The sequence below is a fragment of the Arthrobacter rhamnosi genome, assembly GCF_054510975.1.
Genome location: NZ_JBTNDN010000003.1, coordinates 241,900 through 267,180 on the forward strand (window position 1 = coordinate 241,900; position 25,281 = coordinate 267,180).

The window sequence follows — 25,281 nt, forward strand, 5'->3', positions numbered from 1 at the left end:
ACGCGCACATCGACAGTTCGATGGACGCAGACCACCGGGCACTGCGCGTCAGCCTTCCCGGCGCACCCTCATCTCGAACTCGATGAACGCGGCGATCATCGCCCGGTACGTCTCCTCGACGACCGTCGGGTCCACGCCCTGCTGCGACGCGTAGCCGCGCACATTGGTGATGACCTGCTCCACCCGGGCGGGGGCGCGGACGGAGGCGTCGTCGCGCTTGAGCGCACCCGCCCGGCGGACGAGGCGCTCCCTGCGGGAGATGAGCGACACGATCTGCTCGTCCACCTCGTTGATGGCGACACGGACGGCCGCCAACTGCTTCACGTTCTGCTCGTCGTCTGCTTCAGCCATGGCGGAAGCCTACCGCTGTCACCGGCGGTCGCCGCCTGCCGCGGGGAGGAATGGCACCGCCTCCTGCGGTGTTGAGTACCATGCGGGCGGATCAGCCGCCCGCGTATCGACGCGTGCGGCACGTGCGCACGCAGATTTGAGGAGCACCGTGGACTACACGCCAGAAGCCGGATCCATCACCATGTTCTCGACCTCCTGGTGCGGGTACTGCCGGCGCCTGAAGTCTCAGCTGGATGCCCAGGGCATCGGCTACACCGAGATCAACATCGAGGAGGTCGAAGGCACCGCGGAGCTGGTCGCATCCCTCAACGGAGGCAACCAGACCGTCCCGACCGTGATCTTCCCGGACGGCAGCACGGCCACCAACCCGTCCGCCGCCGAGGTCCGGACCAGGGTCGCCGTCTAGCCGGAGGCCCTCCGCGCCGGTCCTTCCCGCCATATGCTGGGACCGGTGGCCCGTTCCCCGGCCGCCGTTCCCAGCGGAAGGACAGCGAAGACATGGTGCATAGAGTTCAGGGCGTCGTGGTGCGGGCGAAGGATGCCCCCGCCGCCATCGAGACCATCCTCGTACCCGATCCCGGACCGGGCGAGGCACTGGTCGATATCCTGACGTGCGGCGTCTGCCACACCGACCTGCATTACAAGCAGGGCGGTATCAACGACGAGTTCCCGTTCCTGCTGGGCCATGAGGCCACCGGCGTCGTGAGCGCGGTGGGCGACGACGTCACCACCGTCGCGCCGGGCGACCGCGTCATCCTGAACTGGCGGGCCGTCTGCGGCGAGTGCCGGGCGTGCCGCCGGGGTGAGCCGCAGTACTGCTTCAACACCGCCAACGCCATCCAGAAGATGACGCTCGAGGACGGCACCGTGCTGTCCCCGGCCCTCGGCATCGGCGCTTTCGCCGAGAAGACCCTGGTGGCGGCGGGCCAGTGTACCAAGGTCGATCCCGCGGCGGACGCGGCGGCCGTGGGCCTGCTCGGCTGCGGCGTGATGGCGGGCATCGGAGCAGCGATCAACACGGGCAACGTCTCCCGGGGCGACTCGGTCGCCGTCATCGGATGCGGCGGCGTGGGGATAGCCGCCGTCGCGGGGTCCCGGCTCGCCGGGGCCACCACGATCATCGCCGTCGACATCGACGACCGGAAACTCGAACTGGCACGGGGCCTGGGCGCCACGCACGTCCTGAACTCGAAGGACGAGGACCCCGTGGAAGCCATCCGGGCGCTGACCGGCGGCAACGGGGCCGACGTCGTGATCGATGCCGTCGGACGGCCCGAGACCTACAAGCAGGCGTTCTACGCCCGCGACCTCGCCGGGACCGTGGTCCTCGTCGGCGTCCCCACCCCCGAGATGACCATCGAGCTCCCCCTGCTCGACGTCTTCGGCCGGGGCGGAGCGCTGAAGTCCTCCTGGTACGGCGACTGCCTGCCCAGCCGGGACTTCCCCATGCTCGTCAGCCACTACCTGCAGGGCAACCTCGACCTCGACGCCTTCGTCACCGAGCGCATCCGCCTCGACCAGGTCGAGGAGGCCTTCGGGAAGATGCACGGCGGTGCCGTGCTCCGATCGGTGGTGGAGCTCTGATGGCGGCACGCGTGGAGCACCTCGTCACGTCCGGGACGTTCTCGCTCGACGGCGGGACGTGGGACGTGGACAACAACGTCTGGATCGTGGGCGATGACGAGGAGTGCGTCGTCATCGACGCACCCCACGACGCGGCGGCGATCCTCGACCAGGTGAACGGGCGGACGGTCCGGGCGATCCTGCTGACGCACGCCCACGACGACCACATCCGCGCCGTCGGTGACCTGTTCGACGCCGTCGGCGCGCCGATCCACCTGCACGAGGGCGACCGCGAACTCTGGGACAGGGTGTTCCCCGAACTGAGCCCCGACCAGTGGATCCGCGACGGCGACACGATCGACGTCGCCGGTGTCACGCTCACCGCGCTGCACACCCCGGGCCACTCCCCCGGCTCGGTCTGCTACCTGCTGCCGGAGGCGGGAACAGTCTTCACGGGCGACACGCTCTTCCAGGGCGGGCCGGGCGCCACGGGCCGCTCCTACAGCGACTTCCCCACCATCATCGAGTCCATCCGCACCCGGCTCCTGACACTGCCACCGGAGACCATCGCGCGGACCGGCCACGGGGAGAGCACCACCATCGGCGACGAGGCTCCGCACCTGGAGGAATGGATCCGGCGCGGACACTGATGCCGTAGGCTCCGTCCCCGCGTCCCGCCGTCAGGAGCGGCGGGACGCGGGGGCAAGGCGCACGGTCGCGGCGTAGGCCGCCAGCAGGGCGTCCTCCACGGCGTCGACCGTCACGCCGCCGGCGAGGTCCTGCGCCGCTCCGGCGGTGGCCGGCCGCCACTCGAGCCCCAGCGCGGCGTAGGCGTCGGTGAGCACGGCGCGGAGGGGCGCCGAGTCCTCCACGACGAGGACCGACGAGAAGAGCCACGCACCCGCGACGACGCGCTGCGCCGTGCCGACGAGCTTGACGGCCGGGACGCCGTCGGCCCGCCCGTGGACCGTGAATTCACCGGGGCAGTACTCGCCCGGGACCTCGCCCACGTGCGCGTCGAGTCCGACGCCGCTCAGTATCCCGGCGAAGAACTCCCCGAACGCGGCGAAGCGGGCCCGCGTGCCGGCGACGGGGTCCGGGGCGGGTTCGAGGTGGTCGACCACGAGGCAGCCCCGATGGTAGGCCGCGGCGCGCCCGCCTGCGCGCCGCACCAGCGGGACGAAGCCGTGCTTCGTCGATACGGCGCACGCCTCACCGAAACCCGGCAGCCGTGCGTCCCGCTGTCCGAAGGCGACCGTGGGACTCGGGCGGTACAGGCGCAGCGTCGGGGGCCTGCTTCCGACGGCGACGTCGCGCAGCAGCGCGATGCCGCGTTCCAGCTCTGCGGCCGCGTCATCCGAGGCCGGGTCGAGAACGAGCGCCAGCTCGGCAGCGCCATGCCATGGAGTGCTCATCCATCCATCGTAGGCAGAGCCCGGGAGAAGCTGAGCGCGGACCGCCCGGACACCAGCCGGCGCCCCTGCAGGACCGGCGCCGGTCAGGGCGTCGGGAGGGGCGTCCACTCGAGCCAGAGCCCCGCCTCGACGGCGATGGCCGGGGGTACGGTATGGGGGCCGTCGAACTCGCGGTACACCACCTCGTACCCGCGGCGCTTGAGCGCGGGCACCACCCTCCTGCTCGTGGCGTCGATGGGAAGGACGGCGTCCTCGGTGCCGTGCGAGATGAAGACGGCCGGCTGCCCGTTCTGCGGCCCGGCCGGCACGAAGCCGGGTGAGAACGCCACTACCTTGCTGAAGAGGTCCCCGTTGGCCAGCCCGAGGCCCAGCGCATAGGAGGCTCCGTCGGAGAACCCCGCCACGCCGATCCGGTCAGGATCGACCGGGACGAACGAGAAGACCTCCTGCAGTGCCCTGTTGATCACCTCGGTGTCCGGACCGTACCCGCCGCGGATGGCGTCCCAGGTGGCCGCGCGGGAGGCGGGCGCGAGGATGACGATCCCGAGCTCCTCGGCGGCCGCGCGGAGGACGGACAGCCCGCCCTGCGGGTCCCCGCCCGCCCCGTGGAGAGCGACGAGGAGGGGCACCGGCTCGTCGGTGTCCACGGACTCGGGGACGAAGACGATCGGGTCCCGCCTCGTCGCCACGCCGAGGGCGTGCACCCCCGGTCTCGTCCCGGTACCCGGTTCCGCCGTGCCCGGTCGCGCTGTGAGGACGGCGGGATCCCCCGCCGCGGTACCTGTGGGCTGTCCGCTGTCCATGGAACCTCCGTCGCACGCCGTCTCCGCCACGAGGAGCGGCACGATCACCATGCTGGCAAGGATGTCCCTCCTCGTTGCCACACGGCGATTCTAGGGGCGGCAGGCACCCGCTCTCCCGGTTGCCGTCCGAGCCTCCATCGGTTATCGGACCGTGCCGGGCCGCACGCTGTCGCACCGGTGCGCACCGGGTGCGCACCGGTGTTGCAGCGGTGCGCACCCGCGCTCCTCAGGACTCCCAGGCCTCCAGCAGCAGCCCCGCGGCACGTGCGGGGTCGGGCGCCGCGCAGATCGCGGACACGACTGCCATTCCTGCCGCTCCCCCCTGGCGGAGCGGGGAGGCGTCCGCCGCGGTGACCCCGCCGATCGCCACGCAGGGCAGGCGCGCCGTGCCCGCCAGCGCAGCGAAGCCGTCGACGCCGAGCGGTGTCGGGTGGTCCGGTTTCGTGGCGGTGGCATGCACCGCGCCGACGCCGAGGTAGTCCACCGTGCCGGCGGGAAGGGCGTGGGCGACGGCGAACTGGTCGGCGGTCGCCGCGCTCAGGCCCACGACGGCGTCCGGGCCGACGATGCGCCGCACCAGATCGGGCGGCAGGTCGGACTGGCCCACGTGGACGCCGTGCACCTGTGCGCCCTGCTCCCGCGCCGCGAGGTACACGTCCACCCGGTCGTCGACCAGCACCGGCACCCGGCCCGCGACGGCGTCGGCGACCGCGGCGAGGAGCGCGAGCAGGTCCCGCCCTCCCGCGTGCTTGTCCCGCACCTGCACGCAGCTCGCACCCCCTGCCACGGCCGCGGCGACGACGTCGGCGACCGCCCGGGGCGCGCACAGCTCCGTGTCGGTCACGAGGTAGAGCGGCAGGTACGACGCCGGATCCGGCCGGGGCATCAGGAGTCCTCCGGCAGGACCAGGCCCTGGCGGACATCGGCCGGGGTGATCGCTGCGAGCGCGTCGAGGAAGCGCGGGGCGAAGGTTCCCGGGCCCTCCGCCAGGATCGCGGCCTTCTCCGCGGCGAGCGTGTACACGCCGGTGGCCGCAGTGGCCGCGAGCAGTGGATCCGGTGTGAGCGAGGCGAAAGCCGCCATCACGGCACCGAGCGCGCAGCCGCCGCCGGTGACCCGGGTCAGCAGCGGCGTGCCGTTGGCCACCCGGACGACGGCGCCGTCGGCCGGGACGACGGCGTCGACGGCCCCCGAGACGGCGACGACGGAACCCCACCGCGATGCCAGGAGGCGTGCTGCGTCGAGCGCCGCGGCGGGCTCGTCCACGGAGTCCACGCCGCGTCCCCCGCCGCCGGAGCCGGCGAGGGCGATGATCTCCGATGCATTGCCGCGGATGATGGTGGGGCGCTGGGCGACGAGCTGCTGGGCCGTCCGGGTGCGAACGGTCAGGAACCCCACGGCGACGGGATCGAGCACCCAGGGCGTGCCCGACGCGGCCGCCGCCTCCGCGGCCTCGAGCATGGCCGCGCGCTGCGCCTCGGTGGGTGTGCCGAGGTTGACGAGCACCCCGGAGGCCACGGGCGCGAACTGCGCCGCTTCCCCGGGGATGTCGACCATGGCGGGGGCTGCACCCAGGGCGAGCAGCACGTTCGCGGTGAAGTTGGTGACGACCGCGTTGGTGATGCACTGGACCAGCGGGGAGGCACTGCGCAGGTCCGCGAGCAGCCCCGCGCAGGCCTCGGCGCTGATCGTGCGGGCGGGGTCCGCGGTTGCCGATGGGAATTCCGTCATGTGCTGCCTTTCGCTGGGGCGAGAGGACGGACGGACACCAGGGCCCGGCAGGACATCCCTTCGCCAGTATGAGCTGGATCAGGTTCGACGGGTCTTATCTCAGCCCCTCCGGTGGAGGGACACCCCGTGTCGCTGCTCGAACGATAACGCGTTGTGCGGATGCTTCCAAGCCCCGACACCGCCCCGGCGTGCCGGGGCGGTGACCGGAGGGACCGGCACCGGGACGGGCAGCTGCGCCTGGCTAGCGGCCGCCCTCGATCTTGCGGCTGCGCTGCTCCTGCCCGGGAGCCCCGTAGGGGTAGTCCCCGAAGGTGGGGGCGCTGACCTCGTCGAGTCGTTCGAGCTCTTCGGGCGTCAGCACGACGCCCGACGACGCGAGGTTGTCGGCCAGCTGGTCCTGCGTGCGTGCGCCGAGGATCACGGAGGTCACGGCGGGTTTCGCGGCGACCCAGGCGAGTGCGACGTGGGAGGCGTTGATGCCACGCTCGGCCGCGATGCCGGTCACGGTGTCGACGATGTCCCATGTCCGGTCCGCGTTGCGCTTCTCCCAGGCCTCCATGCCGCGCTTGGGGTTCTCCCCGAGCCGGGTGGCGCCCGTCGGCTCGGCGTCACGGGAGTACTTCCCGGTCAGCCAGCCGCCGCCGAGCGGGGACCACGGCAGCATGCCCATCTCCGCGTCGAGCACGGCGGGGACGATCTCGGCTTCGATGTCACGCACGAGCAGCGAGTACTGGGGCTGCAGCGTCACCGGCAGTGAGTAGCCACGCTGGCGGGCGGTCATCACGGCCTTCGTGAGCTGCCAGCCGGTGTAGTTCGAGAACCCGTAGTAGCCGATCTTGCCCTGGACGACCGCCTCGTTGAGGAAGCCGAGGGTCTCCTCGAGCGGGGTCAGCGGATCCCACGCATGCACCTGGTACAGGTCGATGTGGTCGACCCCGAGCCGGGCCAGCGAGGCGTCGAGCGCTCGCCGGAGGTGGCGCCTCGACAGGCCGAGGTCGTTGGGGCCGGCGCCCATCGGGAAGCGGCCCTTGGAGGCGAGCACCATACGGTCCCGTTCCACCGGGTTCTTCGCGAGCCAGCGGCCGATGATCTCCTCGGAGGTGCCGGCGGAGTACACGTCCGCCGTATCGATCAGGTTGCCGCCTGCCGCGGCGTAGTCGGACAGGATGGCGTGAGACGTCGCCTCGTCCGACTCCGCCCCGAAGGTCATCGTGCCGAGGGCGAGGTGGGACACCGAGGTGCCGCTGTTACCGAGTTTCCGGTACTCCATGGGGTTGCTCCTTTGCTGTGCGCCGTGTGGCGCCGTGTCCTTGGATCCTGAACCGGGCGCAGCTGTCCTGCGACCGGCATGGCAAGGGGCGCCGTCGTGGGACGGCGCCCCTCCTCCGATGCTCACTCGCGGACGGTGACGCCCTTCCAGAAAGCGTAGTAACCGCGGATGTTCTCCGCCGCTTCTTTCGGTTCCGGGTAGCTCCAGGCGGCGTCCCTGTTCTGCTCGCCGTCCACCACCAGGGTGTAGTAGCTCGCCGTGCCCTTCCAATGGCACACGGTGTGCGTCTCCGTGGGGACGAAGAATTCCTGGGAGATGGAACCCGGCGGGAAGTAGTGGTTCCCCTCGACCATCACGGTGTCCGCCGACTCCGCGACGACCCTGTCTTTCCAGATTGCTTTCGGCATGGTTCCTCTTCCTCGGGGACGTGAGGTCGCGCGGGCAGGCTGTCCGCTCCCTGCCGACGGCGGCGAGGGCGTCCGTACCCGGTGCAACCCCGGCGAGCGCCGGGGCATTCCGGGCGCGGCGGTCAGAGCTTGCGGACCGTGAGGATCTGCTCGATCCGCCCGAAGGGACCGTCGAGGTCGTGCGCCACGCTGGAGGTGAGTCCCACGCCGTTCGCGCCGAACGTGACGCGCGTATCGAGGCCGAGCCACTCGCCGGCGGGCAGGCGGTGGAGGTGGATCTGCAGGTCGACGTTCGGGAACATCCAGCTGTCGCCACCGGGTGCCACACGCGAGGCGATGCCGTTGGCCGCGTCCATCATGCCCACGAGGCGCACGACGTCGGCGCTCGTCCTGCCCTCCACCATCGGGTAGGTGTTCCGGATCCAGACCTGCCCCCGCCCGGGACGGTGTCCCGGTACCACCCGGACCTCCAGGGACCGGATGAACCCTCCGGGCCACGCCGTCATGCCCTCGTGCGGACCCGCGGCCTCGGGTCCCGGCATCATCGGGTCCTCGACGGCGGCGACGGCTGCCGTGTCCTGGGTGGCGAGGCGCCATGCCTTCGCCACGATCGCGGTCCTGCCGCCGGCTTCCATGCGTGCCTCGAGCAGTTCGATGGTCCGTCCGGGCCGGACGACGGCTGTGCTGACCTCGAATTCACCGCCCGGGATCATCCCGAGGATGTCGAAACTCAGGCGGCCGAGCTGCATGCCGTCCCGTGGCTGGCAGTCCAGCAGGCACTGGGTCAGGAGGCCCGAGATCGGTGCCATGTGCTGCTCTTCCGGGTTCCAGGCGCCCTGGGCGTGGATCGTCGATTCGAACCTCCCGCCGCCGAGATCACGGTAGAAAGAATCGGGCACGGAAGTCTCCTTCGTCGGACGGGCCGGGATCGCGTCCTGCGCGGTGAGCGGAGGAAAGGCCCTGGACATCGGTCCCGGGCACGCACCCGCCCCATGCTAGTGGAACCGGGAAGGGCGTCCCGGAATAGGATCCGGACGCCGGGGGTTCAATGATTGACCGGGTCAACCTTTAAGGGCCCGGTGCCGAACGCGGCCGCGCGGAGGACATCCGACGGCGCCGCACAGCATTTCGAACCGAGCGGATTCCCATGACCTCCAGTCCCCCGTCCCGCGTATCAGACGCGACTCCGAGCCGAGCAGGCGTCGCGCCCTCCCGCCCTGCGGTCTCGCCCGGCACGGCCTCCTCCGGCACTGCCTCCTCGGGTGCCACCGGTGAGGGCGCCCTCCCGGCACGCGACAGGCTGGTCATCACCATCCTGCTCATCTCCGCGTTCGTGGTGATCCTCAACGAGACGATCATGGGCGTGGCCATCCCGCGCCTGGTCGAGGACCTCGGCATCACCGTCGGTGCCGGCCAGTGGTTGAGCACGGCCTTCATGCTGACCATGGCCGTGGTCATCCCGGTGACCGGCTACCTCCTCCAGCGCTTCACCACGCGCCCGGTCTTCATGGCCGCCATGGGCCTGTTCAGCCTCGGCACCCTCATCGCCGCCCTGGCCCCGGGGTTCGCCGTCCTCGTGGTCGGCCGCGTCGTCCAGGCGAGCGGCACGGCGATCATGATGCCGCTGCTGATGACGACGGTCATGACGCTCGTGCCTCCCGCATCGCGCGGCAAGATCATGGGCAACATCTCGATCGTGATCTCCGTGGCGCCCGCGCTGGGCCCCACCATCTCCGGAGCCATCCTCAGCGTGCTCGACTGGCGCTGGATGTTCTGGCTGGTCCTGCCGATCGCCCTCGCTGCCCTGGTCATCGGATCGGCCAGGATGCAGAACGTCACCGAGCCGCGGCGATCGTCGATCGACGTGCCGTCGGTCATCCTCTCCGCCGGGGCCTTCGGCGGCATCATCTACGGTCTCAGCGAGCTCGGGGAGGCCGCGGCCGGCAGTGCCTTCCCTGCGTGGATTCCCCTGGTCGCCGGCATCGTCGGACTCGCCGCCTTCATCTCCCGCCAGCTCGTGCTGCAGCGGCGGGACGCGGCCCTGCTCGACCTGCGGGTGTTCACGTCCGGCAACTTCACCATCTCGATCGTCGCCATCGCGGTGAGCATGATGGCCCTCTTCGGCACCATCATCCTGATCCCGATCTACGTCCAGAGCGTCCTCGGCCTGGATCCGCTGGTGTCCGGGCTGCTGCTCCTCCCCGGCGGCCTCGCCATGGGCCTGCTCGGCCCCGTCGTCGGCCGGATCTACGACCGCCGCGGGCCCCGGGTCCTCCTGGTCCCGGGTGCGCTCCTGGTCAGCGCGGTGTTCTGGTCGATGACCCGGGTCACCGAGACGACGCCCGCGCACCTCGTCCTCGTGGCTCACGTGCTGCTCAGCGTGGGGCTTGCCCTCATGTTCACCCCGCTGATGACCTCGGCCCTCGGGTCCGTCAGGCCGCACCTGTACTCGCACGGCAGTGCGGTCTTCGGAACGGCGCAGCAACTGGCAGGCGCTGCGGGCACCGCGCTCTTCATCTCGGTGATGACCCTCCAGTCGACGGCACTGGCGGCCGAAGGCGCCGCGCAGCTTCCGGCGATGGCCGGCGGTATCCGGGCGGCGTTCCTGTACGGGGCGGTCATCTTCCTGCTCGCCGTCGTCGCCTCGTTCTTCGTGCGCACGCCCCAGGTGACCGGGGATGCTCCCGCGCCCGTGCACTAGGAGCCCGCTGCTCCACGACGAAGCCCCACCGGGTCCTCCCGGTGGGGCTTCGTCGTCGGTGCGGTCGGAGCGTGGATCGGGCGTCGGTCGGAGCGTCAGGACGCGGGCTGGCGCAGCTCGATGGAGCCGTCGCTGGTGACTCGCGTCTCGTAGACGGGCTGCGGGACGGCAGCGGGTCCGCGGTAGTTCTTGCCGTCGTCGAGCCGGAACATGCTCTGGTGCCACGGGCACGTGATGCAGCCGTCCTCGATGGGGCCGTCCTGCAGGGGGCCGCCGAGGTGGTTGCAGACGCTGTCCATGGCCGTCAGCCTGCCGCCGTGGCGCAGCAGCAGGATCGGCACGCCGTTCGCCTCGACGAGCTGCCGCCCGCCCTCGACGATGTCGGCGTCGCTGGCCACCCGCGTCCAGTCCTTCGGTCCCTCGTGCCCGGCGGTCCGGTTCACGTTGACGGCATTCGCGTAGCTCAGGTGCCCGCCGAGGTAGGCGCTGAACAGCATCGACCCGAGGCCGCCGAGTCCGAGCAGGACGCCGAGGGTGCGGCTGTCCCTGGCCCTCGCGACCGTCGAGGCGGTGTACAGCGTCAGGGCCAGCGAGTTGCCGGCAGCATGGACGATCCCCACGCGGCGTTCCTTCTCCTGGGTGTCGGACCAGTCGTGCAGGCCCGCGATAGCGGTCGGTACGGCGGAGAGGATGCCGACGCCGACGAGGAGGTCGGCCGCCTTGCGGGAGCTCCTGCCCCCGGCGAGGTCGAGGAACGAGGCCATGCTCCAGGCACCCGACGGGACGACGACCAGCATGGGATGGAGGTGGTGGCCGATGGCCGTACCGCTGAGCACGTTCCGGATCATGCGAGGCTTGACGGCTTTGCTGACTGCTGCCGCGATCGGGTCGGCGACCTTGTCGAGCGACTTCGCGTGCTCGAGTCCGTCCAGCATTACGTGCAGGATGTTCATCCTTTGCTCCTTCTGGTCCGGGACGGCAGGCCAGCCGACGGGATTTGACCGCGGCGCCGCCCGGTCCCCACCGTTCCAGCAGCTCCTACACCTGACAACCCGGCGCGGCGCGGCGAGGTTTGTCTTGGCCTGCGCGCACTTCGGTGCGAGAATCCCGCCCGGCCCGCATCCCGGCGTGGCGCCCCTGATGTACCGCTAGTGCCGGAACGCCGCCGGATCAAGGACGACTCCACGCCTCGCGCGCTTGTAAGCTTGGCGCAGGACTTGGAGGGGAGTCCGAGGGGGCACGGGGATGGCAATGCACTGCAGCACGACGACCGGGGTCCTCGGGCCTCCGCCGGCACGTCCGAGGGGTTCACCGCGCGTGGTTCTCCTGACCCTCGGGGTGTCCCTCACTCTCCTCGCAGGCTGCGTGTCGCCCACCTCGGCGCAGACCCGTCACGCCCTGGCCTCCCCCGCCGGCGCTCCTCCGGGCATCTCCGCGCATGCTGCGAGCGAGGAGGCCCCGGGGAGGAACCCCACGGAGCCGACCAGGGCGAGGATGCGGGCCCGGACGCAGCCGGCACAGCAGCCCGCACAGCTGCCGGCCGGCAGTCTCGCCAGGAATCCCGGAACGGGACGCCCGGAAGTCGTGGTGCCCGACATTCGGCGCACCGCCGTCCTCATCGGTGATTCACAGGCCGGCGGAGTTGATACGTGGCCACAGATCGCCCTGCGGAACCTCGGCTATTCCGTGAAGTTCGAGGGCGCAGGCGGAACAGGCTTCGCCGCCGCGAACGGCGCTGGCGACGCGAACTACTACGATTCACTCACCCGCGGGAACTGGGTGCTGCCGCACGGGGATCCCGCACTCGTGGTCGTGCAGGGCGGAGGCAACGACGCCGCGCGTGGCGTATCCGACGACGACATCCTCGCCAGCGCCAATGCCCTGGTATTGGAACTCGGACGCACGTATCCGTCCTCACGCATGGTGATGATCGGCACCCTGAGCCGCAGTGCCCGGGACGGCGGCGGGCGCCGGTACGAGGTCGACGCCCTGCTCGCCGACCTGGCCGACAAGCGCGCCATCCCCTTCGTATCGGCCGGGGACTGGCTGACCACCCACCAGCTGAAGGCCTTCCTTGCCGACGACGTGCACCTCGGGTCTGCGGGTCACCAGCGGGCGGCACGCGTGCTCGAGCAGGAATTGAGGGCACTGAAGCTGGGGGTCGCGCACACCTCCGTCGACCCGCTGCTCCACTGGCCCCGGGAACGCCGGCCCCTCGAGTAGCGGGCCGCTCGAGGAGCACAACCCCGCCGGGTCGTGGCCCACGACAACGCTAAGTCCGCTTATTGTTGAGCCATGAGTTTCAATGACAACGCCCGCTTCGATCCCTCCCGCGTCAGCGACCGGCGGGGACGGGGACGCGGCGCCGCCGTCGGGGGCGGTCTCGGTGGTGGCCTCCTCCTCATCCTGTCGCTGATCTTCGGGCCCGATGTCGTGAACCAGCTCGGCCTCGAGGAAGGCGCGGGAACCACGCAGCAACAGGACGGTGGTTCCGTCGACGCCATCAACGCATGCCAGACCGGCGCCGATGCGAACGAGCAGCTGGACTGCCGCATCCTCGGCACGGCGGAGAGCCTCGACAGTTTCTGGCAGCCCTACCTCGACCAGTTCGGCGTCACCTACACGCAGCCGGGCGTGGTGCTGTTCACGGGCAGCACCGATACCGGCTGCGGCACCGCGACCAGCGCCGTCGGACCGTTCTACTGCCCCACGGACCAGCAGACCTACTACGACACGGCGTTCTTCGACGACCTGGTCACGCGCTTCGGGTCCTCCAGCGGTCCGCTCGCCCAGGAGTACGTGGTGGCGCACGAGTTCGGGCACCACATCCAGAACCTGATCGGCACGCTCGGGGCCGCCCAGCAGGACCCGCAGGGAGCCGAGTCCGGCGCCGTCCGGGTGGAACTGCAGGCGGACTGCCTCGCCGGCATGTGGGCCGCGCACGCCACGTCCGTGCCGGACCCCGAGTCCGGTGAGCCGTTCCTCATCCCCTTCTCGACCACGGACCTCCAGGACGCCCTGTCCGCCGCATCGTCCGTGGGCGACGACCGCATCCAGGAAGCGGCCACGGGACGAGTGAACCCCGAGGGCTGGACGCACGGCTCCAGCGCGCAGCGGCAGGCCTGGTTCTCGCAGGGCTACGAGACCGGCGACCTGAGATCGTGCGACACCCTCGCCGCAGCCGACCTCGACAACCCCTGACCCACGTTCCCGCGGCACTGCTCGAGGACGGGAAGGAAGTCCCGTGAGTGACCGGCTCGCCGTCGTCGTCCCCGTCTTCAACGAACCCGACGTGGCCCGTGCCCTCGAGGCGCTGCGCCGACAGCGGGACAGCGCCCACCTCTCCGTCTACGTCGTGGACAACGGCTCCAGCGATGACACCGTCCAGCGGGTGGAACGCTTCGCCGCGGACCATCCGGACCTGGCCGTCAGGATCCTCTCGGAGCCCCAGAAAGGCACCGGGGCTGCCTGCGACACGGGGTTCCGGGCCGCGATCGCCGACGGCTTCACCGTGGTGGCCCGGACGGACGGGGACAGCGAGCCGGCGGAGGACTGGGCCGCCCGGATCCGTACCACGTTCTCCCGGGACGCCGCCGTGCAACTCCTGGGCGGCACCAGCCTCCCCCTGCGCGACCGGTACTACCGGTGGAGCGATGACCTGCTGATGTCCGGGGCCCTCCGGTTCCTGAGGATCCTGATGGCCGTCACCCACCTGGACCCCGCCTACCTGCGCTTCGTCGCCGGCCACAACATGGCGGTCCGCGCGTCCGCCTACGTCGCCACGGGCGGGTTCGAGCGGACGTCGATCGATCGGCGCGACGAGGACATCGACTTCTCCGTCCGGGTCTCCCACCGCCTCGGGTACGCCGCGGTGCGGATCGACCCGCAGCTGAAGGTGGCCACGTCGATGCGGCGCGTACGACGGTACGGGATCAGCATGATGGGCGTGCACCACCTCGTGCCGGCCCTGCGCGGAAAGCTCATCCGCACCATCGACGTGCGCTAGCGCGTCCTGCAGGAGTCGCTAGCCTGCACCGCTCGCCCGCACGCGGGCCACCGCGTCCTCGACGGCCGTCACCCGGCCCCGCTGTGCCCCCGAGACCAGCCGGACGGTGCGCCGGAAGGACGCGTCGTCCCCCGCCCCGGCCCGGAAGGCGGGCAGGTGCGCCAGGACGGCGGCGCGGCGCAGCTCCACGTCGTCCGCCGTCGCCCACCGCTCCAGGACCACGCGGGCCCGGACGCCGTCCTGTCCCGGAAGGCGGAGCAGCAGGGGCCCGACGACGTCGACGGCCAGCGGGTCCACGAGGTCCTCGAGGTGCGCGGACCGGAGGAAGCCTTCGATGCGGGTCAGGTCGGAGTGGCGCAGGAGGCGCACCGATGACTGCAGCAGAACCACGGCTGCGAGGCGGCGCTCGAAGACCGGACTGGACCACAGCTCGGAGGCGAGGGCGGTGATGTCGTCGTGCCCGAGGTCCGGGTACCGGCGTCCCGCGTTGCGGATGGTGCCGCGCACGGCGCCCACCGACGCACCGTAGTACTCGAAACCGGTCCCGAGGCGCTGCTCGTAGTCCTCCGCACGCTCCTCCGAGCCCTCGTACCGGAGGGACTCGTCGATGAAGTCGGCGGGGTCGCTCATGGTGCTCCTGTCCTCAGGCTGTCAGTAGACGAAGATGTCGATCCACGCACGGTTGTGGGCGTGGAGGAGGACGAGGAACAGGACGAGGTCGAACAGCAGGTGGACGCAGACGATGTAGGAGAGGGAGCGCGTCCTCGTGAAGGTGAAGGCCTGCAGCAGGGCGAACGGGAAGATGAACACCGGCGCCCAGGCGTGGAAGCCGAGCTCCCAGAGGAAGGAGGTGAAGAGCACGGCCTGCAGCACGTTGGCCTGCGCCATGGGCAGGTGTCGACGCAGGAGCGCGAACACGGTGCAGACGAAGAAGAGCTCGTCCCAGATGCCGAGCCCGTTGGTGCCGACGAACAAGCGGACGACGTCGTCCGGTTCCGACGCCGCCGGCCAGTTGCGGTACACGCCGGTGGAGAGCATGTAGACGGGGAGCAGCGCGTACCCCATGACGACGACGGCGGGCAGGTACCACCTCTCGGCGCGGCTCCACCGCTGGCCGGTCCGGACCGGGAAGGTGATGGCACGGTCCCGGTAGGCGAAGCGGGAGACGGCGTAGGGGACGCCGACGGCGAGGATCATGGCCGTGCCCATGACGACCATGTGCACGGGACTGATGTCGGTAGTGATCGGGACCAGGCTCATGACCGCCACGCCGAATGCCACCAGCAGGAGGTCCCGGAACAGCACCCTGGAGACGAGGACGGCCAGCACGAGGGCCACCAGCAGCAGCGGATATCCGATCAGCGGCTGATGGAGCGCGAACAGGGTGAAGCCCGCGAGGGACACCAGTGCGGCCGGCACCAGCCCGAGCGACGGCGTGTTCCATGCGCCCTGCTGCCAGTCCCGGCCCGTTCGCGGAGAGCGCCCGGCCGACAGGTCTGGCGCCGCCGGATGCCCGCGCTGCTCCACGTGACCATGCCCCTTCGTCGTCGTCCGCCTATTCTTTCGCCCGGTCGTTCCCCGGTCCACTGACCGCCCCGTCCGTACGGTGTTTCCCACCGCGCCCGGATTCCAGCGCGTGCAAGGCCGCACCGCAGGACGGCGACGCAGGGCCCGCGGTGCAAGACTGGGGTGATGCGTGAGCTCGTCATCCTCGGCACGGCGTCCCAGGTGCCCACCCGGACCCGCAACCACAACGGCTACTTCCTGCGGTGGGAGCGCGAGGGCATCCTGTTCGATCCCGGCGAGGGCACCCAGCGCCAGATGACCCTGGCCGGCGTCGCGGCGAGCCGCATCACCAGGATCTGCCTGACCCACGTCCACGGCGACCACTGCTTCGGCCTGCCCGGTGTGCTGTCCCGGATGGTGCTCGACGGCGTCGGCTCCCCCGTCGACCTCCACTACCCCGCGTCCGGCGAGGACGTGGTGCGCGCGCTGGTCTCCCTCGCGACGCCGGGGCTCGATCTGCGGCTCCGCCCCCACAGTGCGGCGGGACCGATCGCTCCCGGGATCGACGTGCAGCCGCTGCGCCACCGCATCGAAGCCTACGGCTACCGGGTGACCGAGCCCGACGGACGGACGTTCCTGCCCGAGCGCCTCGCGGCCTCCGGCATCGCCGGTCCGGATGTAGGACGCCTGCAGCGCGAGGGCAGCCTGGTCGGCGTGCGGCTGGAGGACGTGAGCATTCATCGCCCGGGGCGCCGTTTCGCCTTCGTCATGGACACGGCGGTGTGCGACGGCGCTGCCGCGCTCGCCGACGGCACGGACCTCCTGGTCATGGAGAGCACTTTCAGCAACGACGACGCCGCACTCGCCGACCAGTACCTCCACCTCACCGCGGGCCAGGCGGGTGCTCTAGCAGGCTCCGGCGGGGCGGGCACACTCGTGCTCACGCACTTCTCGTCCCGGTACGACGACGTCGCCGTGCTGGCGGATCAGGCGAGGGCAGCAGCGGGCGCCGCGGACGTCATCGCGGCCTCGGACCTGGACCGTATCGCGTTTCCTCCGCGCCGCGCTGCCGTCGCCTGAGCGGGCCCGTGCACGGGGAACGCGGTGGCAGCGGGGCCCCACGACAGAACGGGCCTCCCCCGGTGCTCCCGGTTCAGCGGTAGCGCCGGGCATCGGCGGCTTCAGGAGCGAAGACACCCACCTGCAGGCCGACGACAGGAGCATGCCAGTTCGACGCCGCGTGTACCTGGCCGGTCAGCTGGGACCTGAGCCATCCGCTGAAGTCCCGCGTCGCACGGGTGCCGTCCATGACATCGGAGAGGGGGTAGCCCCCTGCCCGGGGCACCTGGACCTTCGTGCCGTCCAGGAACGACACGATCACCTTGACCCTGGCATGGGCACGCCCTTCCCGATCGGCCTGATCGGCCTCGTGCTGCAGGGCGGTCAGGGCATGGTCGAAGACGAGGGTCCCGCGATCGAAGGAGGGATGCGCCGGCCGTGCAACGGAGTGGAAGGCGACCCAGTGCAGTGGATGGACGTCGGAGACGACGGTGACTGCACCGATCTGCGCCCTGATCTGCAACCACACGAGATCATCGGGAACCCCGTTGAGCCCGGCGAGGACGGTCCGCACGTCGCACGCGTCCCAGAGCGAGGCGATCCGGTGATGAAGCGCAGGGACATCCGGACAGGTCACGACGAACCCATCCTCAGCCGCTTCAACATGGACCTTGAAGACCAGCATGTCCTACCGCCTACGGGCGCGGACGGCGCCCCTTGAGGTCGACAGTAAGGTCATAGCCAGGATTAGGCCAGCACTTTCAGGGAGGGTTCTGATGGACAGGAAGCCCGGCACATATGAACGCGCACTGGCGCTCCACGTCGCTGCCCGCGAGCTTGCTTCGTCCGGCACCGCCTTCGCCGTCCCCTCCGAAGGACCGGACGCCCTGGGGGAACTGGTGCACGTGCAGGAGAGGATCGCGCATGTGCTGGACCGGTTGGGGAGGTGGCATCAGCAGCTGCAGGCGGGCTCGCAGTATGCCGACGACAGGCAGAGCGTGGACGGCGTGCTCGAGGCGGCCTTCGAGCTGCAGACCGCCGCATGCCAGGCCGCCGAGCTGCATCGGACGCTGGTGCGGGCCCACCATGCGACCAGCCAGGTCCGCTGGTCCGACGCCGGCACGGCCGGCCAGTGACGCCGACCCGGCCATTCGCCCTTGTGTGCGCTGCATTCGAAGAATTCCGGTCGGCGGTCCGGGAGGGCGATATTCGCCCCGATCCCCGGTTCAGACGGTGAGAGTGGCTGTAGGGTTCCGGTATGACCGCCCTGGAATGGAAACTCGAAGTGATCGTCCTGCCCAGCAGCGACATCGACCGCTCGTTGACGTTCTACCGGGACCAGGTCGGTTTCGTCCTGGACCATGACGTGTCCCCCGCGCCGGGGGTCCGGATCGTCCAACTCACACCTAGGGGATCATCCTGCTCCGTGGTGGTCATGGAGGGAATGGGTTCCGATGGAAGCCCGCCCGTCTCCGGTCTCCAGCTCGTGGTGCGGGATGTCGAAGCAGCCCGCTCGGAGTTGCTGGAGCGCGGAGTCGACGTCGCTCCCGTCACGAGGATGGGAGACGGCGACGCGTCCGCTTTCATCTACTTCTCGGATCCGGACGGCAACGGCTGGGCCGTGCAGGAGATCCGGAACCGCAGCGACTGGCTCAGTTAGCACAAGCCCTGCACTCACCGGGACTTCTCATCGAAAGGCCCTCGTCATGAAGCAGAACACGGACAGCACGACCGTTGCAGAGGTTCGGTCGGCGGACGGAACGCCGATCTCGTACGAGAGGACCGGAACCGGACCGAGCGTGGTCCTGGTGGACGGAGCGTTCTGCGGCCGCTCCTTCGGACCCGCGCGCAAGCTCGCCGAGGAACTGGCCTCGTCGTTCACCGTGTTCTTCTACGACCGTCGCGGCCGCGGCGGGAGCGGCGACACGAAACCCTATGCCGTGCAGCGGGAGATCGAGGACCTCGCCGCCGTCATGACCGCGGCCGGAGGAAATCCCTACGTGTACGCCATCTCCTCCGGCGCCGCGCTGGCGCTCGAAACGGCGGCCTCAGGTATCCCGATCCGTAAACTGGCGATTTTCGAAGCACCCTACACCGGCATCGGAAGAGCCGACGGGGTTCCCGTGGACCACGCGGCCCGCCTCGAGCAGATGCTCGCCGACAACAGGCGCGGAGCGATGGTGTCCTACTTCCTGGTCAAGATGATCGGCCTCCGGCCTTCGTTCCACTGATGCTGCACGTCATTCCCGGAGTCTGGAAATCCCAGACCGCAGCTGCCAACACGCTGCCGTACGAGACGAGGGTCACCAACAACTTCGATGCCCCGGTCGAGCGGCTGGCCACGATATCGGTGCCCACGCTGGTCATGGTCGGCGGAAAGGCAGCTCCCGCCATGGCCGCAGCCCAACGGACGGTCGCGGAGACGATTCCGGGGGCCCAGCACCGCGTCCTCGACGGCCAGACCCACCAGGTCTCCGAGAAGGCGGTGGCACCGCACCTCATCGAGTTCTTCACAGACTGACGACGGCGGTCCTTTACGCCGGGCCTCGCCAACAATCGATTCCGGACGTTATGCTAAGCATGCTGATGAATTGGGATGATGTCTCATTCCTGTTCTCCGTTTCATGCAACAACCGAAGGAGTCGCTATGAGCACGAAGGTTGAAAAGAGAATCCTCGTCAACGTACCGGTGAGTGTGGCCTACAACCAGTGGACCCAGTTCGAGGAGTTCCCCCACTTCATGGGCGGGGTCAAATCGATCACGCAGCTCGATGACGAGCGCCAGACCTGGGTTGCCGAGATCGGCGGCGTGCGTCGCCAGTGGGAGGCCCGGATCCTGGAGCAGGTGCCGGACACGCGGGTGTCGTGGGCTGCGACGGAGGGTGCGACGAACGCTGGCTCTGTGTCCTTCGAGGACCTCGGCGGCGGGCAGACGCAGATCAACCTCGTGCTCGAGTACGAGCCGGAGGGCCTGGTCGAGAAGATCGGCGACAAGCTCAATGTCGTGGAGAACCAGGCCGAGGCTGACCTGGAACGCTTCAAGGCGTTCATCGAGGACGAGGGCTATGCGACAGGCGCCTGGCGTGGGTCCATAGGAGCCGGCTCCACCGTCGGTCAGCCCGGCGTTGACGCTGCTGCGGCCTCACGTGGGGACAGCGGTAAGGCCGGAGTGTCCGGCAAGGTCGCCGCGGGCGTCGGTCTCGCAGCTGCAGCAGCAGTCGCCGGTGTCGCCGCGAGCAAGAAGAACTCCGAGAAGACCGAGGGCGTCTCAGCAGACGTCACCATCACCCCCGTCGATGGTGGCACCCCCGAGGTCTACACCGGCCCGGACGAGAGTCTCTCACCGGGCACCACGGAGACGCTCCGCCCTGTGGACGAGACCGACGCGTCCGTGACCGACAGGAACCGCACGACAGGCGGGGCGCTCTAACCCCAGGTCACCCGCGGCGAGCACGCACCGGTTGCTGCCGGGCTCCTTCTGCAGGAGCCCGGCAGTCCGGTGGTCGCCCGCCCGAGCTACCCACCCCCGGCGCCGTCCTGAGTCCCCCGGGCACGAGCCCCGTGGGACTCAGGACGGCTGTCCCAGTGTCAGGTCGGCGATCAGTGCCGAAGCGGCACAGTCCCGAATCCCGTTGATCCCCGCCACCGCGGTGTCCTTGTCGTCATAGGGTTCACTCGTCACCAGGGTGGCCCCGTCGTCCCCCGTGAGCCGGAACCGGAATTTCTCCCCGTCCTCGTGATAGATCTCGAATCGTCCTGCCACGTGTGCCTCCTCTGTCCTGAAGCACGGCCAGCCTGCCGGAACAGGTGACCGAGGGCCCCCGCGGAATGCGCGCCACCCCTTTAACACCTGCTGCCGTTCGTTTAGGCAACAGCAAACCCGTCCGTTCCCGCCCTTGTGACTCACGGCCTGATCCCCCCTTCCAGCGGGGCAGATCCGGACGGGCCGCGGCCGCCGCTGGACGCCTCGCCCAGTCCGGCCAGTGCTCCGCCCGGCTAGCGCGCCGACCGGGTGGCCGGGACGGGCGCGTCGTCGTCCGCCGTGATCAGGATGCTGCCCTCGGAGATCGATTCGGACAGTACGTCGTGTTCGACGGCGGTAGCGAGCGGCTTTTCGTGGACGAAGCACATCAGCACGGCGGCGATCAGCGCCAGCGGGACCATCCAGACGAAGATCGGGGTCAGGGCGTCGTTGTAGGAGGAGATGACGGCCTCCCTGATCGGCGCCGGCAGCTGGCCGACCAGGGCCGGGGTGAGTGAGTTCGATCCTCCCGGAGCCCCGCCCCCGGCGGCCGCGGCGGGCAGCCTTTCGACCAGCAGGTCGGCCAGCCGGTGGGCGAAGAGGCTTCCGACGACTGCCGAGCCCAGCGTCGCGCCGATCTGGCGGAAGAAGTTGTTCGACGCGGTAGCGGTACCCACCTCGCGGAGCGGGAACGAGTTCTGCACGATCAGCACCATGATCTGCATGCTCAGGCCCAGCCCGAGGCCCATGACGGCCAGATAGGCGCAGATCTCCCAGAGCGGCGACCCGGGCTTCAGGGTGGAGAGCAGCACCAGGGCGACGGCGACCAGCACGCCGCCGGCGATGGGCATCCACTTGTAGCGGCCGGTGCGGCTGACCAGCTGGCCCGAGACCACCGATGCCACCAGGAGTGCGCCCATCATCGGGATCATGAGCAGGCCGGACTTGGTCGCGTTGACGCTGAAAGCCATCTGGAGGTACGTCGGCAGGTAGCCGATCGCCCCGAACATGGCCACCCCGATGAAGAGACCGGCAATCGTGGCGAGGTTGAAGTTGAGGTCCCTGAACAGGTGCAGCGGAATGATCGGCTCGGCGGTCCGTCGCTCCACGAGCACGAACGCGACGGCGCCGAGGACCGTGCCGGCGATGAGCCCGAGGATGATCGGGTCGCTCCACGCGTACTTGCTGCCGCCCCAGGTGGCGAAGAGCACCAGGCAGGTCGTCGTGATCGCCAGCAGCACCATGCCGCCCAGGTCGAGGCGGGGCCTGCCGGAGTGCCGAGGCAGCTTGAGGAAGAACACGGCACCAGCCAGTGCCAGCAGCCCCAGGGGGATGTTGATCCAGAACACCCACCGCCAGCCGGGCCCCTCGGTGAACCAGCCGCCCAGCAAGGGGCCGGCGACCGAGGCGATGGCGAAGACGCCGCCCATCATTCCCATGTACTTGCCGCGTTCCCGAGGCGGAACGACGTCGGCGATGACCGCCTGCGACAGGATCATCAGACCGCCGCCGCCGAGGCCCTGGATGACGCGGGCCGTGATGAGCACGGCCATGTCGTTCGCCAGGGCGCCCACGACCGAACCGATCATGAACAGCACGATGGCGGCCATCAGCAGGGCCCTGCGTCCCATCAGGTCCCCGAGCTTGCCGTAGATGGGCATGGTCACCGTCGAGGCGAGGATGAACACGGTGATGACCCACAGCATCTCGTCGACACCGTGGAGTTCGCCCACGATCGTGGGCAGCGCCGTGCTCAGCACGGTCTGGTTGAGCGCGGCCAGGAGCATCGAGAGCATCAGGCCGATGAAGAGCAGCACCATGTGCTGTTTTCCTTCGGCCGGTGCCGCGGCGGGGACGGCTGGAGGTGTCATAGAAGTTTCCTTTGTACGGAATGGAAAAGTGCGAGAGCGGGCCCGAGATCCTCGGGCGCCAGGCCGGCTGCGGGGCTGTAGGCGCCGGAAGCGACGGTGAAGCGCAAGGGAATGGCGGCGGTCATGACGGTGATGCGGGCGACGTCGTCCACGCCACTCTCCTCCATCCCCGCGACCCACTCCGGATTGTCGGCCAGCAGGCCGGCCAGAGCGCCGCGCACCAGAGTCTCGGCCTCGTTCATGCGCTCGATCAGGCGGTGGATCAGGTGGGGGTACTGCCGGGTCAGCTCACGGCGCCGGACCTGGTCCACCCCCTCGTGTGAACTGCCCGCGACCGCCAGGAGGAGGCGCGAGACCTGGCCCAGCACGTCCCCCGCGAAGGAAAAACCCTCCAGCAGCACCGGATCCAGCACGGGGGCCCGCAGGCCTAGCACAGCATCCTCCTTGGACGGGAAGTAATTGAAGAAGGTGCGCTGTGACACGCCGGCCCGCTCGGTGATGGACTCGATGGTGGAGCTTTCCAGACCCCGCTCCAGGACCGATGCGACGGCTGCATGATGGAGGGCCAGCCATGTTTCTGCTTTCTGGCGCTCCCGCAGCGACGGGGCGGAGCTCTCAGTCATGCCCTTATTCTTGCGCAACTGCAAATGGTGCACAAATGCACCGGACGCTGGTGCTCTACCGGATCGTCTCCGAGCAGACGGTGCAGCGGTTCGGGCTCACCGCAGTGGAGCAGCTGACCTGCGGCTGCCACATGCACGTGGAGATCGAGTCGGAGGAGGAAGGCGTGGCCGTCCCTGACCGCATCCGGGTGTGGCTCCCGCCCCTCCTGGCCATCACCGCCAATTCGCCGTACTGGAACGCCGCCGACTCGGGGTTCGCCAGCTATCGTTTCCAGGCCTGGAACAGATGGCCGACCGCGGGGCCCGATTACGTGACAGCTCCCCCGAAGTACACCTCGACCTCGCACATCATGCCGTCCCGTACCCGGATCGCCTCCATGTTGCGGTAGGTGCGGCCGGCGACGTCGTACTCGTACCGGTGCAGGACGATGCCGTCGACGTCGATGATCTGCAGGGTCCGTGCCGGCCCGTCGAAGTGGCCCGCCGACGGGAAGCACCGCTCCAGCCAGGCACTCCTGTCGATGTGGTCGTCCTGGGGACTGGTGAAGACGAAGTCGTCGGCCATCATCGACTCGGCGACGTCCCGCTCCTGCTGATGGAACGCGCGCATGAATCGGAGAACCGCCTCGCGGGGTGGAAGCACCATGTACTGATCCTGACCATGCCACCGGCGGCTGTCCAGACCGGCGCCCTCGGACAAGCGGGATCCGCTCGGGGTCCCGGTGCCGGCGTCATCGTCCCAGGCGCGGCTGGACGGCCGCGGCGCCTGTCAGGTGACGGGGTCCAGCAGCAGGACGAGGTGGTCACCGACATCGAGCGAGGTGGTGAGATCGCCCTCGGCGACGAGGTCGCCGGGTTCCACCTCGTCCGCGGCCGACACGATCACGCGTCCGCCCTTGTTGACGAGCGTCGCCGTGGGTCCGAGGGCGGTCAGCGATCCCAGCAGCATCCTTTCGAGTGACTGCACCGAGATGTCCGCCCCGACGATTCCCGCAACGGGTCCGCCTGCCTGGAGGACGACGGGGTGCGTGAAGGTCATGACGTACTCGTCCGTGCACAGGAAATCGATGTAGGGGCCCGTGGCATGCGGTTCCCCGGTCTCGAAGGGAACACGGAACCACTCCGCCCTGAGGTAACGGTCCATGGAGCTCGTGCTGAAGTTGGCGAGGGCGTCGACCCGTTCGAGGTCCGGGCCCTGCCACCAGGCGATGTAGCTTCGGTCGGCTGCGACCAGGCCGGACCCCGCGATGAATCCCGCCCCGGTGATGTAGCGGTCGGCGTCGCCCAGCATCGCCTCGACGGCAGGGAGGGCGAGGGCATCGATGGCAGATCCGTGGACCTTGCCCCGGACGTCGGCCAGGTGGTGCCCCAACTCGACGGCCCAGGCGGCCAGACCGGACTGCACGCCATCGATCCGTGCGCGGATCCGCGTCACCGCGGGCAGCAGCTCCGTCGTCACGTCCTCACCCTTTCGTCATCGGAAGCTCACGTGCCCTCCGCCTGAGTAGCCAGGAAACCATCGAATGGATGAGGTCCCTGGTCGCGTTCTGGGCGGCGAGGACATCTCCCTCACCGATGGCCCCTGCCACCTCGTTCCTGTGCTCCACCGAGGACTCACGGAAGACGTCGTCGGTGTAGGGCAGTACCGTGAGCGTCCCGAGGTCCGCCTGCATGCGGACCAACTCCCTGCCGAGGCGGGCCGAACGGGCAATGGCACCGACCTCCAGCATGAATTCCGAATCGACCAGGCGCCAGGACAGCAGCGTGTCCTCGTGCGGGCGCAGGTATTGGTGCAGGCGGTGCAGGTCGGCGGCATCGGCGCGACGCGCAGCGATGCCCGCGCAGGCCGAGGCGATGGCCTCGTAGTGCAACCCGAGGTCGTTGATCTGCAGTCGCGTCGTCGCCTGCAGGTTCTGGAGCGCCAGGTCCGTGGAGGGCAGGTAGCCGTCGATGATGAAGCTGCCCCCGTTGCGGCCGCGGACCGTCGTGATCAGCCCGCGCTCGCGGAGGATGGACAGCGCCTCCCGCGCGGTGACGGGAGAGACTCCGAGGGCCGCTGCGAGCTCGACTTCCCGCGGCAGCCGCTGGCCGCCCCTCAGAAGGCCCGTCTCGAGCGCCTGCTCGATCCGCCGGGTGACCTCTTCCGCGAGGCCTCCGGTCCTGATCGGTGCGAAGACGGCCGATAAGCCCCTCGACGACGCCCGATGATGGTCCATGGCTTCACTGTAACGAG

General features: G+C 69.7%; 32 protein-coding genes and 1 riboswitch. Of the genes, 14 read left to right on the forward strand and 18 right to left on the reverse strand.

Features of this window, described 5'->3' with window-relative positions; all coding sequences use genetic code 11:
• Positions 1-48: 48 nt before the first annotated feature.
• Positions 49-351 (reverse strand): chorismate mutase, encoded by a 303-nt coding sequence (locus ACX80J_RS09535; protein ID WP_459347587.1) that lies wholly within the window; start codon positions 349-351, stop codon positions 49-51.
• Between the two features lie 148 nt (positions 352-499).
• Between ACX80J_RS09535 and ACX80J_RS09540 the strand changes: the two genes are divergently transcribed.
• The 3 genes from ACX80J_RS09540 (at position 500) to ACX80J_RS09550 (ending at position 2,564) form a co-directional block, all read left to right on the forward strand.
• Positions 500-757: a mycoredoxin gene (locus tag ACX80J_RS09540; protein WP_301228099.1), complete on the forward strand. Its 258-nt coding sequence runs from the start codon at positions 500-502 to the stop codon at positions 755-757.
• 92 nt (positions 758-849) lie between these two features.
• The gene (locus ACX80J_RS09545) at positions 850-1,935 is read left to right on the forward strand and encodes an S-(hydroxymethyl)mycothiol dehydrogenase (protein ID WP_459347588.1); all 1,086 of its coding nucleotides are present in this window, start codon (positions 850-852) and stop codon (positions 1,933-1,935) included.
• Positions 1,935-2,564 (forward strand): MBL fold metallo-hydrolase, encoded by a 630-nt coding sequence (locus ACX80J_RS09550; RefSeq protein WP_459347589.1) that lies wholly within the window; start codon positions 1,935-1,937, stop codon positions 2,562-2,564. Before ACX80J_RS09545 ends, ACX80J_RS09550 begins: the two co-directional genes overlap by 1 nt.
• Positions 2,565-2,594: 30 nt before the next feature.
• Here the strand turns inward: ACX80J_RS09550 and ACX80J_RS09555 are convergent, their stop codons facing one another.
• The 7 genes from ACX80J_RS09555 to ACX80J_RS09585 all read right to left on the reverse strand — a co-directional run bounded on the left by ACX80J_RS09555 (position 2,595) and on the right by ACX80J_RS09585 (position 8,439).
• A complete protein-coding gene (locus tag ACX80J_RS09555) occupies positions 2,595-3,329 on the reverse strand; it encodes a lipoate--protein ligase family protein (RefSeq protein ID WP_459347590.1) in 735 nt (244 codons plus the stop codon).
• Between the two features lie 83 nt (positions 3,330-3,412).
• Complete coding sequence (locus tag ACX80J_RS09560) at positions 3,413-4,213, reverse strand: alpha/beta hydrolase (protein ID WP_459347591.1); 801 nt, start codon at positions 4,211-4,213, stop codon at positions 3,413-3,415.
• A 145-nt stretch (positions 4,214-4,358) separates the two neighbouring features.
• Positions 4,359-5,018 (reverse strand): thiamine phosphate synthase, encoded by a 660-nt coding sequence (gene thiE, locus ACX80J_RS09565; protein ID WP_459347592.1) that lies wholly within the window; start codon positions 5,016-5,018, stop codon positions 4,359-4,361.
• Positions 5,018-5,863: a hydroxyethylthiazole kinase gene (gene thiM / locus ACX80J_RS09570; protein WP_459347593.1), complete on the reverse strand. Its 846-nt coding sequence runs from the start codon at positions 5,861-5,863 to the stop codon at positions 5,018-5,020. Before thiM ends, thiE begins: the two co-directional genes overlap by 1 nt.
• Before the next feature lie 38 nt (positions 5,864-5,901).
• Positions 5,902-6,000: riboswitch (TPP riboswitch) on the reverse strand.
• 104 nt (positions 6,001-6,104) lie between these two features.
• On the reverse strand, positions 6,105-7,133 hold the full coding sequence (locus ACX80J_RS09575) for an aldo/keto reductase (RefSeq protein ID WP_459347594.1): 1,029 nt from the start codon (positions 7,131-7,133) through the stop codon (positions 6,105-6,107).
• 122 nt (positions 7,134-7,255) lie between these two features.
• Positions 7,256-7,540 (reverse strand): DUF427 domain-containing protein, encoded by a 285-nt coding sequence (locus ACX80J_RS09580; protein WP_459347595.1) that lies wholly within the window; start codon positions 7,538-7,540, stop codon positions 7,256-7,258.
• Between the two features lie 122 nt (positions 7,541-7,662).
• On the reverse strand, positions 7,663-8,439 hold the full coding sequence (locus ACX80J_RS09585) for a thioesterase family protein (RefSeq protein WP_459347596.1): 777 nt from the start codon (positions 8,437-8,439) through the stop codon (positions 7,663-7,665).
• Positions 8,440-8,687: 248 nt separating this feature from the next.
• On the opposite strand from ACX80J_RS09585, the gene ACX80J_RS09590 reads away from it, so the two are divergent.
• Complete coding sequence (locus tag ACX80J_RS09590; protein ID WP_459347597.1) at positions 8,688-10,241, forward strand: MDR family MFS transporter; 1,554 nt, start codon at positions 8,688-8,690, stop codon at positions 10,239-10,241.
• A 95-nt stretch (positions 10,242-10,336) separates the two neighbouring features.
• Here ACX80J_RS09590 and ACX80J_RS09595 read toward each other — a convergent pair whose 3' ends face one another.
• A complete protein-coding gene (locus ACX80J_RS09595) occupies positions 10,337-11,194 on the reverse strand; it encodes a Rieske (2Fe-2S) protein (RefSeq protein ID WP_459347598.1) in 858 nt (285 codons plus the stop codon).
• 364 nt (positions 11,195-11,558) lie between these two features.
• On the opposite strand from ACX80J_RS09595, the gene ACX80J_RS09600 reads away from it, so the two are divergent.
• From ACX80J_RS09600 to ACX80J_RS09610, 3 genes are all read left to right on the forward strand, one after another.
• The gene (locus ACX80J_RS09600) at positions 11,559-12,464 is read left to right on the forward strand and encodes an SGNH/GDSL hydrolase family protein (RefSeq protein WP_459347599.1); all 906 of its coding nucleotides are present in this window, start codon (positions 11,559-11,561) and stop codon (positions 12,462-12,464) included.
• A gap of 72 nt (positions 12,465-12,536) precedes the next feature.
• Positions 12,537-13,442 carry a KPN_02809 family neutral zinc metallopeptidase gene (gene ypfJ, locus ACX80J_RS09605; protein WP_459347600.1) on the forward strand — a complete coding sequence of 302 codons (906 nt, stop codon included), beginning with the start codon at positions 12,537-12,539 and terminating at the stop codon, positions 13,440-13,442.
• A 43-nt stretch (positions 13,443-13,485) separates the two neighbouring features.
• On the forward strand, positions 13,486-14,247 hold the full coding sequence (locus ACX80J_RS09610) for a glycosyltransferase family 2 protein (protein ID WP_459344603.1): 762 nt from the start codon (positions 13,486-13,488) through the stop codon (positions 14,245-14,247).
• A gap of 18 nt (positions 14,248-14,265) precedes the next feature.
• On the opposite strand, the gene ACX80J_RS09615 is transcribed toward ACX80J_RS09610, so the two are convergent.
• Complete coding sequence (locus ACX80J_RS09615; RefSeq protein ID WP_459344604.1) at positions 14,266-14,877, reverse strand: DNA alkylation repair protein; 612 nt, start codon at positions 14,875-14,877, stop codon at positions 14,266-14,268.
• A gap of 21 nt (positions 14,878-14,898) precedes the next feature.
• On the reverse strand, positions 14,899-15,669 hold the full coding sequence (locus tag ACX80J_RS09620) for a CPBP family glutamic-type intramembrane protease (protein WP_459344749.1): 771 nt from the start codon (positions 15,667-15,669) through the stop codon (positions 14,899-14,901).
• Between the two features lie 270 nt (positions 15,670-15,939).
• On the opposite strand from ACX80J_RS09620, the gene ACX80J_RS09625 reads away from it, so the two are divergent.
• Positions 15,940-16,833 carry a ribonuclease Z gene (locus ACX80J_RS09625; RefSeq protein ID WP_459344605.1) on the forward strand — a complete coding sequence of 298 codons (894 nt, stop codon included), beginning with the start codon at positions 15,940-15,942 and terminating at the stop codon, positions 16,831-16,833.
• A gap of 73 nt (positions 16,834-16,906) precedes the next feature.
• Here the strand turns inward: ACX80J_RS09625 and ACX80J_RS09630 are convergent, their stop codons facing one another.
• Positions 16,907-17,497 carry a hypothetical protein gene (locus ACX80J_RS09630; RefSeq protein WP_459347601.1) on the reverse strand — a complete coding sequence of 197 codons (591 nt, stop codon included), beginning with the start codon at positions 17,495-17,497 and terminating at the stop codon, positions 16,907-16,909.
• A gap of 91 nt (positions 17,498-17,588) precedes the next feature.
• On the opposite strand from ACX80J_RS09630, the gene ACX80J_RS09635 reads away from it, so the two are divergent.
• The 5 genes from ACX80J_RS09635 (at position 17,589) to ACX80J_RS09655 (ending at position 20,242) form a co-directional block, all read left to right on the forward strand.
• A complete protein-coding gene (locus ACX80J_RS09635) occupies positions 17,589-17,948 on the forward strand; it encodes a hypothetical protein (RefSeq protein WP_459344607.1) in 360 nt (119 codons plus the stop codon).
• 122 nt (positions 17,949-18,070) lie between these two features.
• Positions 18,071-18,472 carry a VOC family protein gene (locus ACX80J_RS09640; protein ID WP_459347602.1) on the forward strand — a complete coding sequence of 134 codons (402 nt, stop codon included), beginning with the start codon at positions 18,071-18,073 and terminating at the stop codon, positions 18,470-18,472.
• A 46-nt stretch (positions 18,473-18,518) separates the two neighbouring features.
• The gene (locus ACX80J_RS09645) at positions 18,519-19,043 is read left to right on the forward strand and encodes an alpha/beta fold hydrolase (RefSeq protein WP_459347603.1); all 525 of its coding nucleotides are present in this window, start codon (positions 18,519-18,521) and stop codon (positions 19,041-19,043) included.
• Entirely contained in the window at positions 19,043-19,333 is a 291-nt protein-coding gene (locus tag ACX80J_RS09650; RefSeq protein ID WP_459347604.1) for an alpha/beta fold hydrolase, read from the forward strand. Before ACX80J_RS09645 ends, ACX80J_RS09650 begins: the two co-directional genes overlap by 1 nt.
• Before the next feature lie 126 nt (positions 19,334-19,459).
• Complete coding sequence (locus ACX80J_RS09655) at positions 19,460-20,242, forward strand: SRPBCC family protein (RefSeq protein ID WP_459347605.1); 783 nt, start codon at positions 19,460-19,462, stop codon at positions 20,240-20,242.
• Between the two features lie 138 nt (positions 20,243-20,380).
• Here ACX80J_RS09655 and ACX80J_RS09660 read toward each other — a convergent pair whose 3' ends face one another.
• From ACX80J_RS09660 to ACX80J_RS09670, 3 genes are all read right to left on the reverse strand, one after another.
• The gene (locus ACX80J_RS09660; RefSeq protein ID WP_459344611.1) at positions 20,381-20,575 is read right to left on the reverse strand and encodes a YegP family protein; all 195 of its coding nucleotides are present in this window, start codon (positions 20,573-20,575) and stop codon (positions 20,381-20,383) included.
• A 233-nt stretch (positions 20,576-20,808) separates the two neighbouring features.
• Positions 20,809-22,425: an MDR family MFS transporter gene (locus tag ACX80J_RS09665; protein WP_459347606.1), complete on the reverse strand. Its 1,617-nt coding sequence runs from the start codon at positions 22,423-22,425 to the stop codon at positions 20,809-20,811.
• Positions 22,422-23,048, reverse strand: coding sequence for a TetR/AcrR family transcriptional regulator (locus ACX80J_RS09670; protein ID WP_459347607.1), 627 nt, complete (start codon positions 23,046-23,048; stop codon positions 22,422-22,424). Before ACX80J_RS09670 ends, ACX80J_RS09665 begins: the two co-directional genes overlap by 4 nt.
• A 35-nt stretch (positions 23,049-23,083) precedes the next feature.
• Here ACX80J_RS09670 and ACX80J_RS09675 point away from each other — a divergent pair, with 35 nt between their 5' ends.
• Entirely contained in the window at positions 23,084-23,437 is a 354-nt protein-coding gene (locus ACX80J_RS09675) for a glutamate-cysteine ligase family protein (protein WP_459347608.1), read from the forward strand.
• Here ACX80J_RS09675 and ACX80J_RS09680 read toward each other — a convergent pair.
• From ACX80J_RS09680 to ACX80J_RS09690, 3 genes are all read right to left on the reverse strand, one after another.
• Complete coding sequence (locus ACX80J_RS09680) at positions 23,356-23,694, reverse strand: nuclear transport factor 2 family protein (protein WP_459347609.1); 339 nt, start codon at positions 23,692-23,694, stop codon at positions 23,356-23,358. The genes ACX80J_RS09675 and ACX80J_RS09680 overlap by 82 nt on opposite strands.
• 123 nt (positions 23,695-23,817) lie before the next feature.
• Positions 23,818-24,507, reverse strand: coding sequence for a cache domain-containing protein (locus ACX80J_RS09685; RefSeq protein WP_459344616.1), 690 nt, complete (start codon positions 24,505-24,507; stop codon positions 23,818-23,820).
• A 4-nt stretch (positions 24,508-24,511) separates the two neighbouring features.
• Positions 24,512-25,264, reverse strand: coding sequence for a FadR/GntR family transcriptional regulator (locus ACX80J_RS09690; RefSeq protein WP_459344617.1), 753 nt, complete (start codon positions 25,262-25,264; stop codon positions 24,512-24,514).
• Positions 25,265-25,281: the final 17 nt, after the last annotated feature.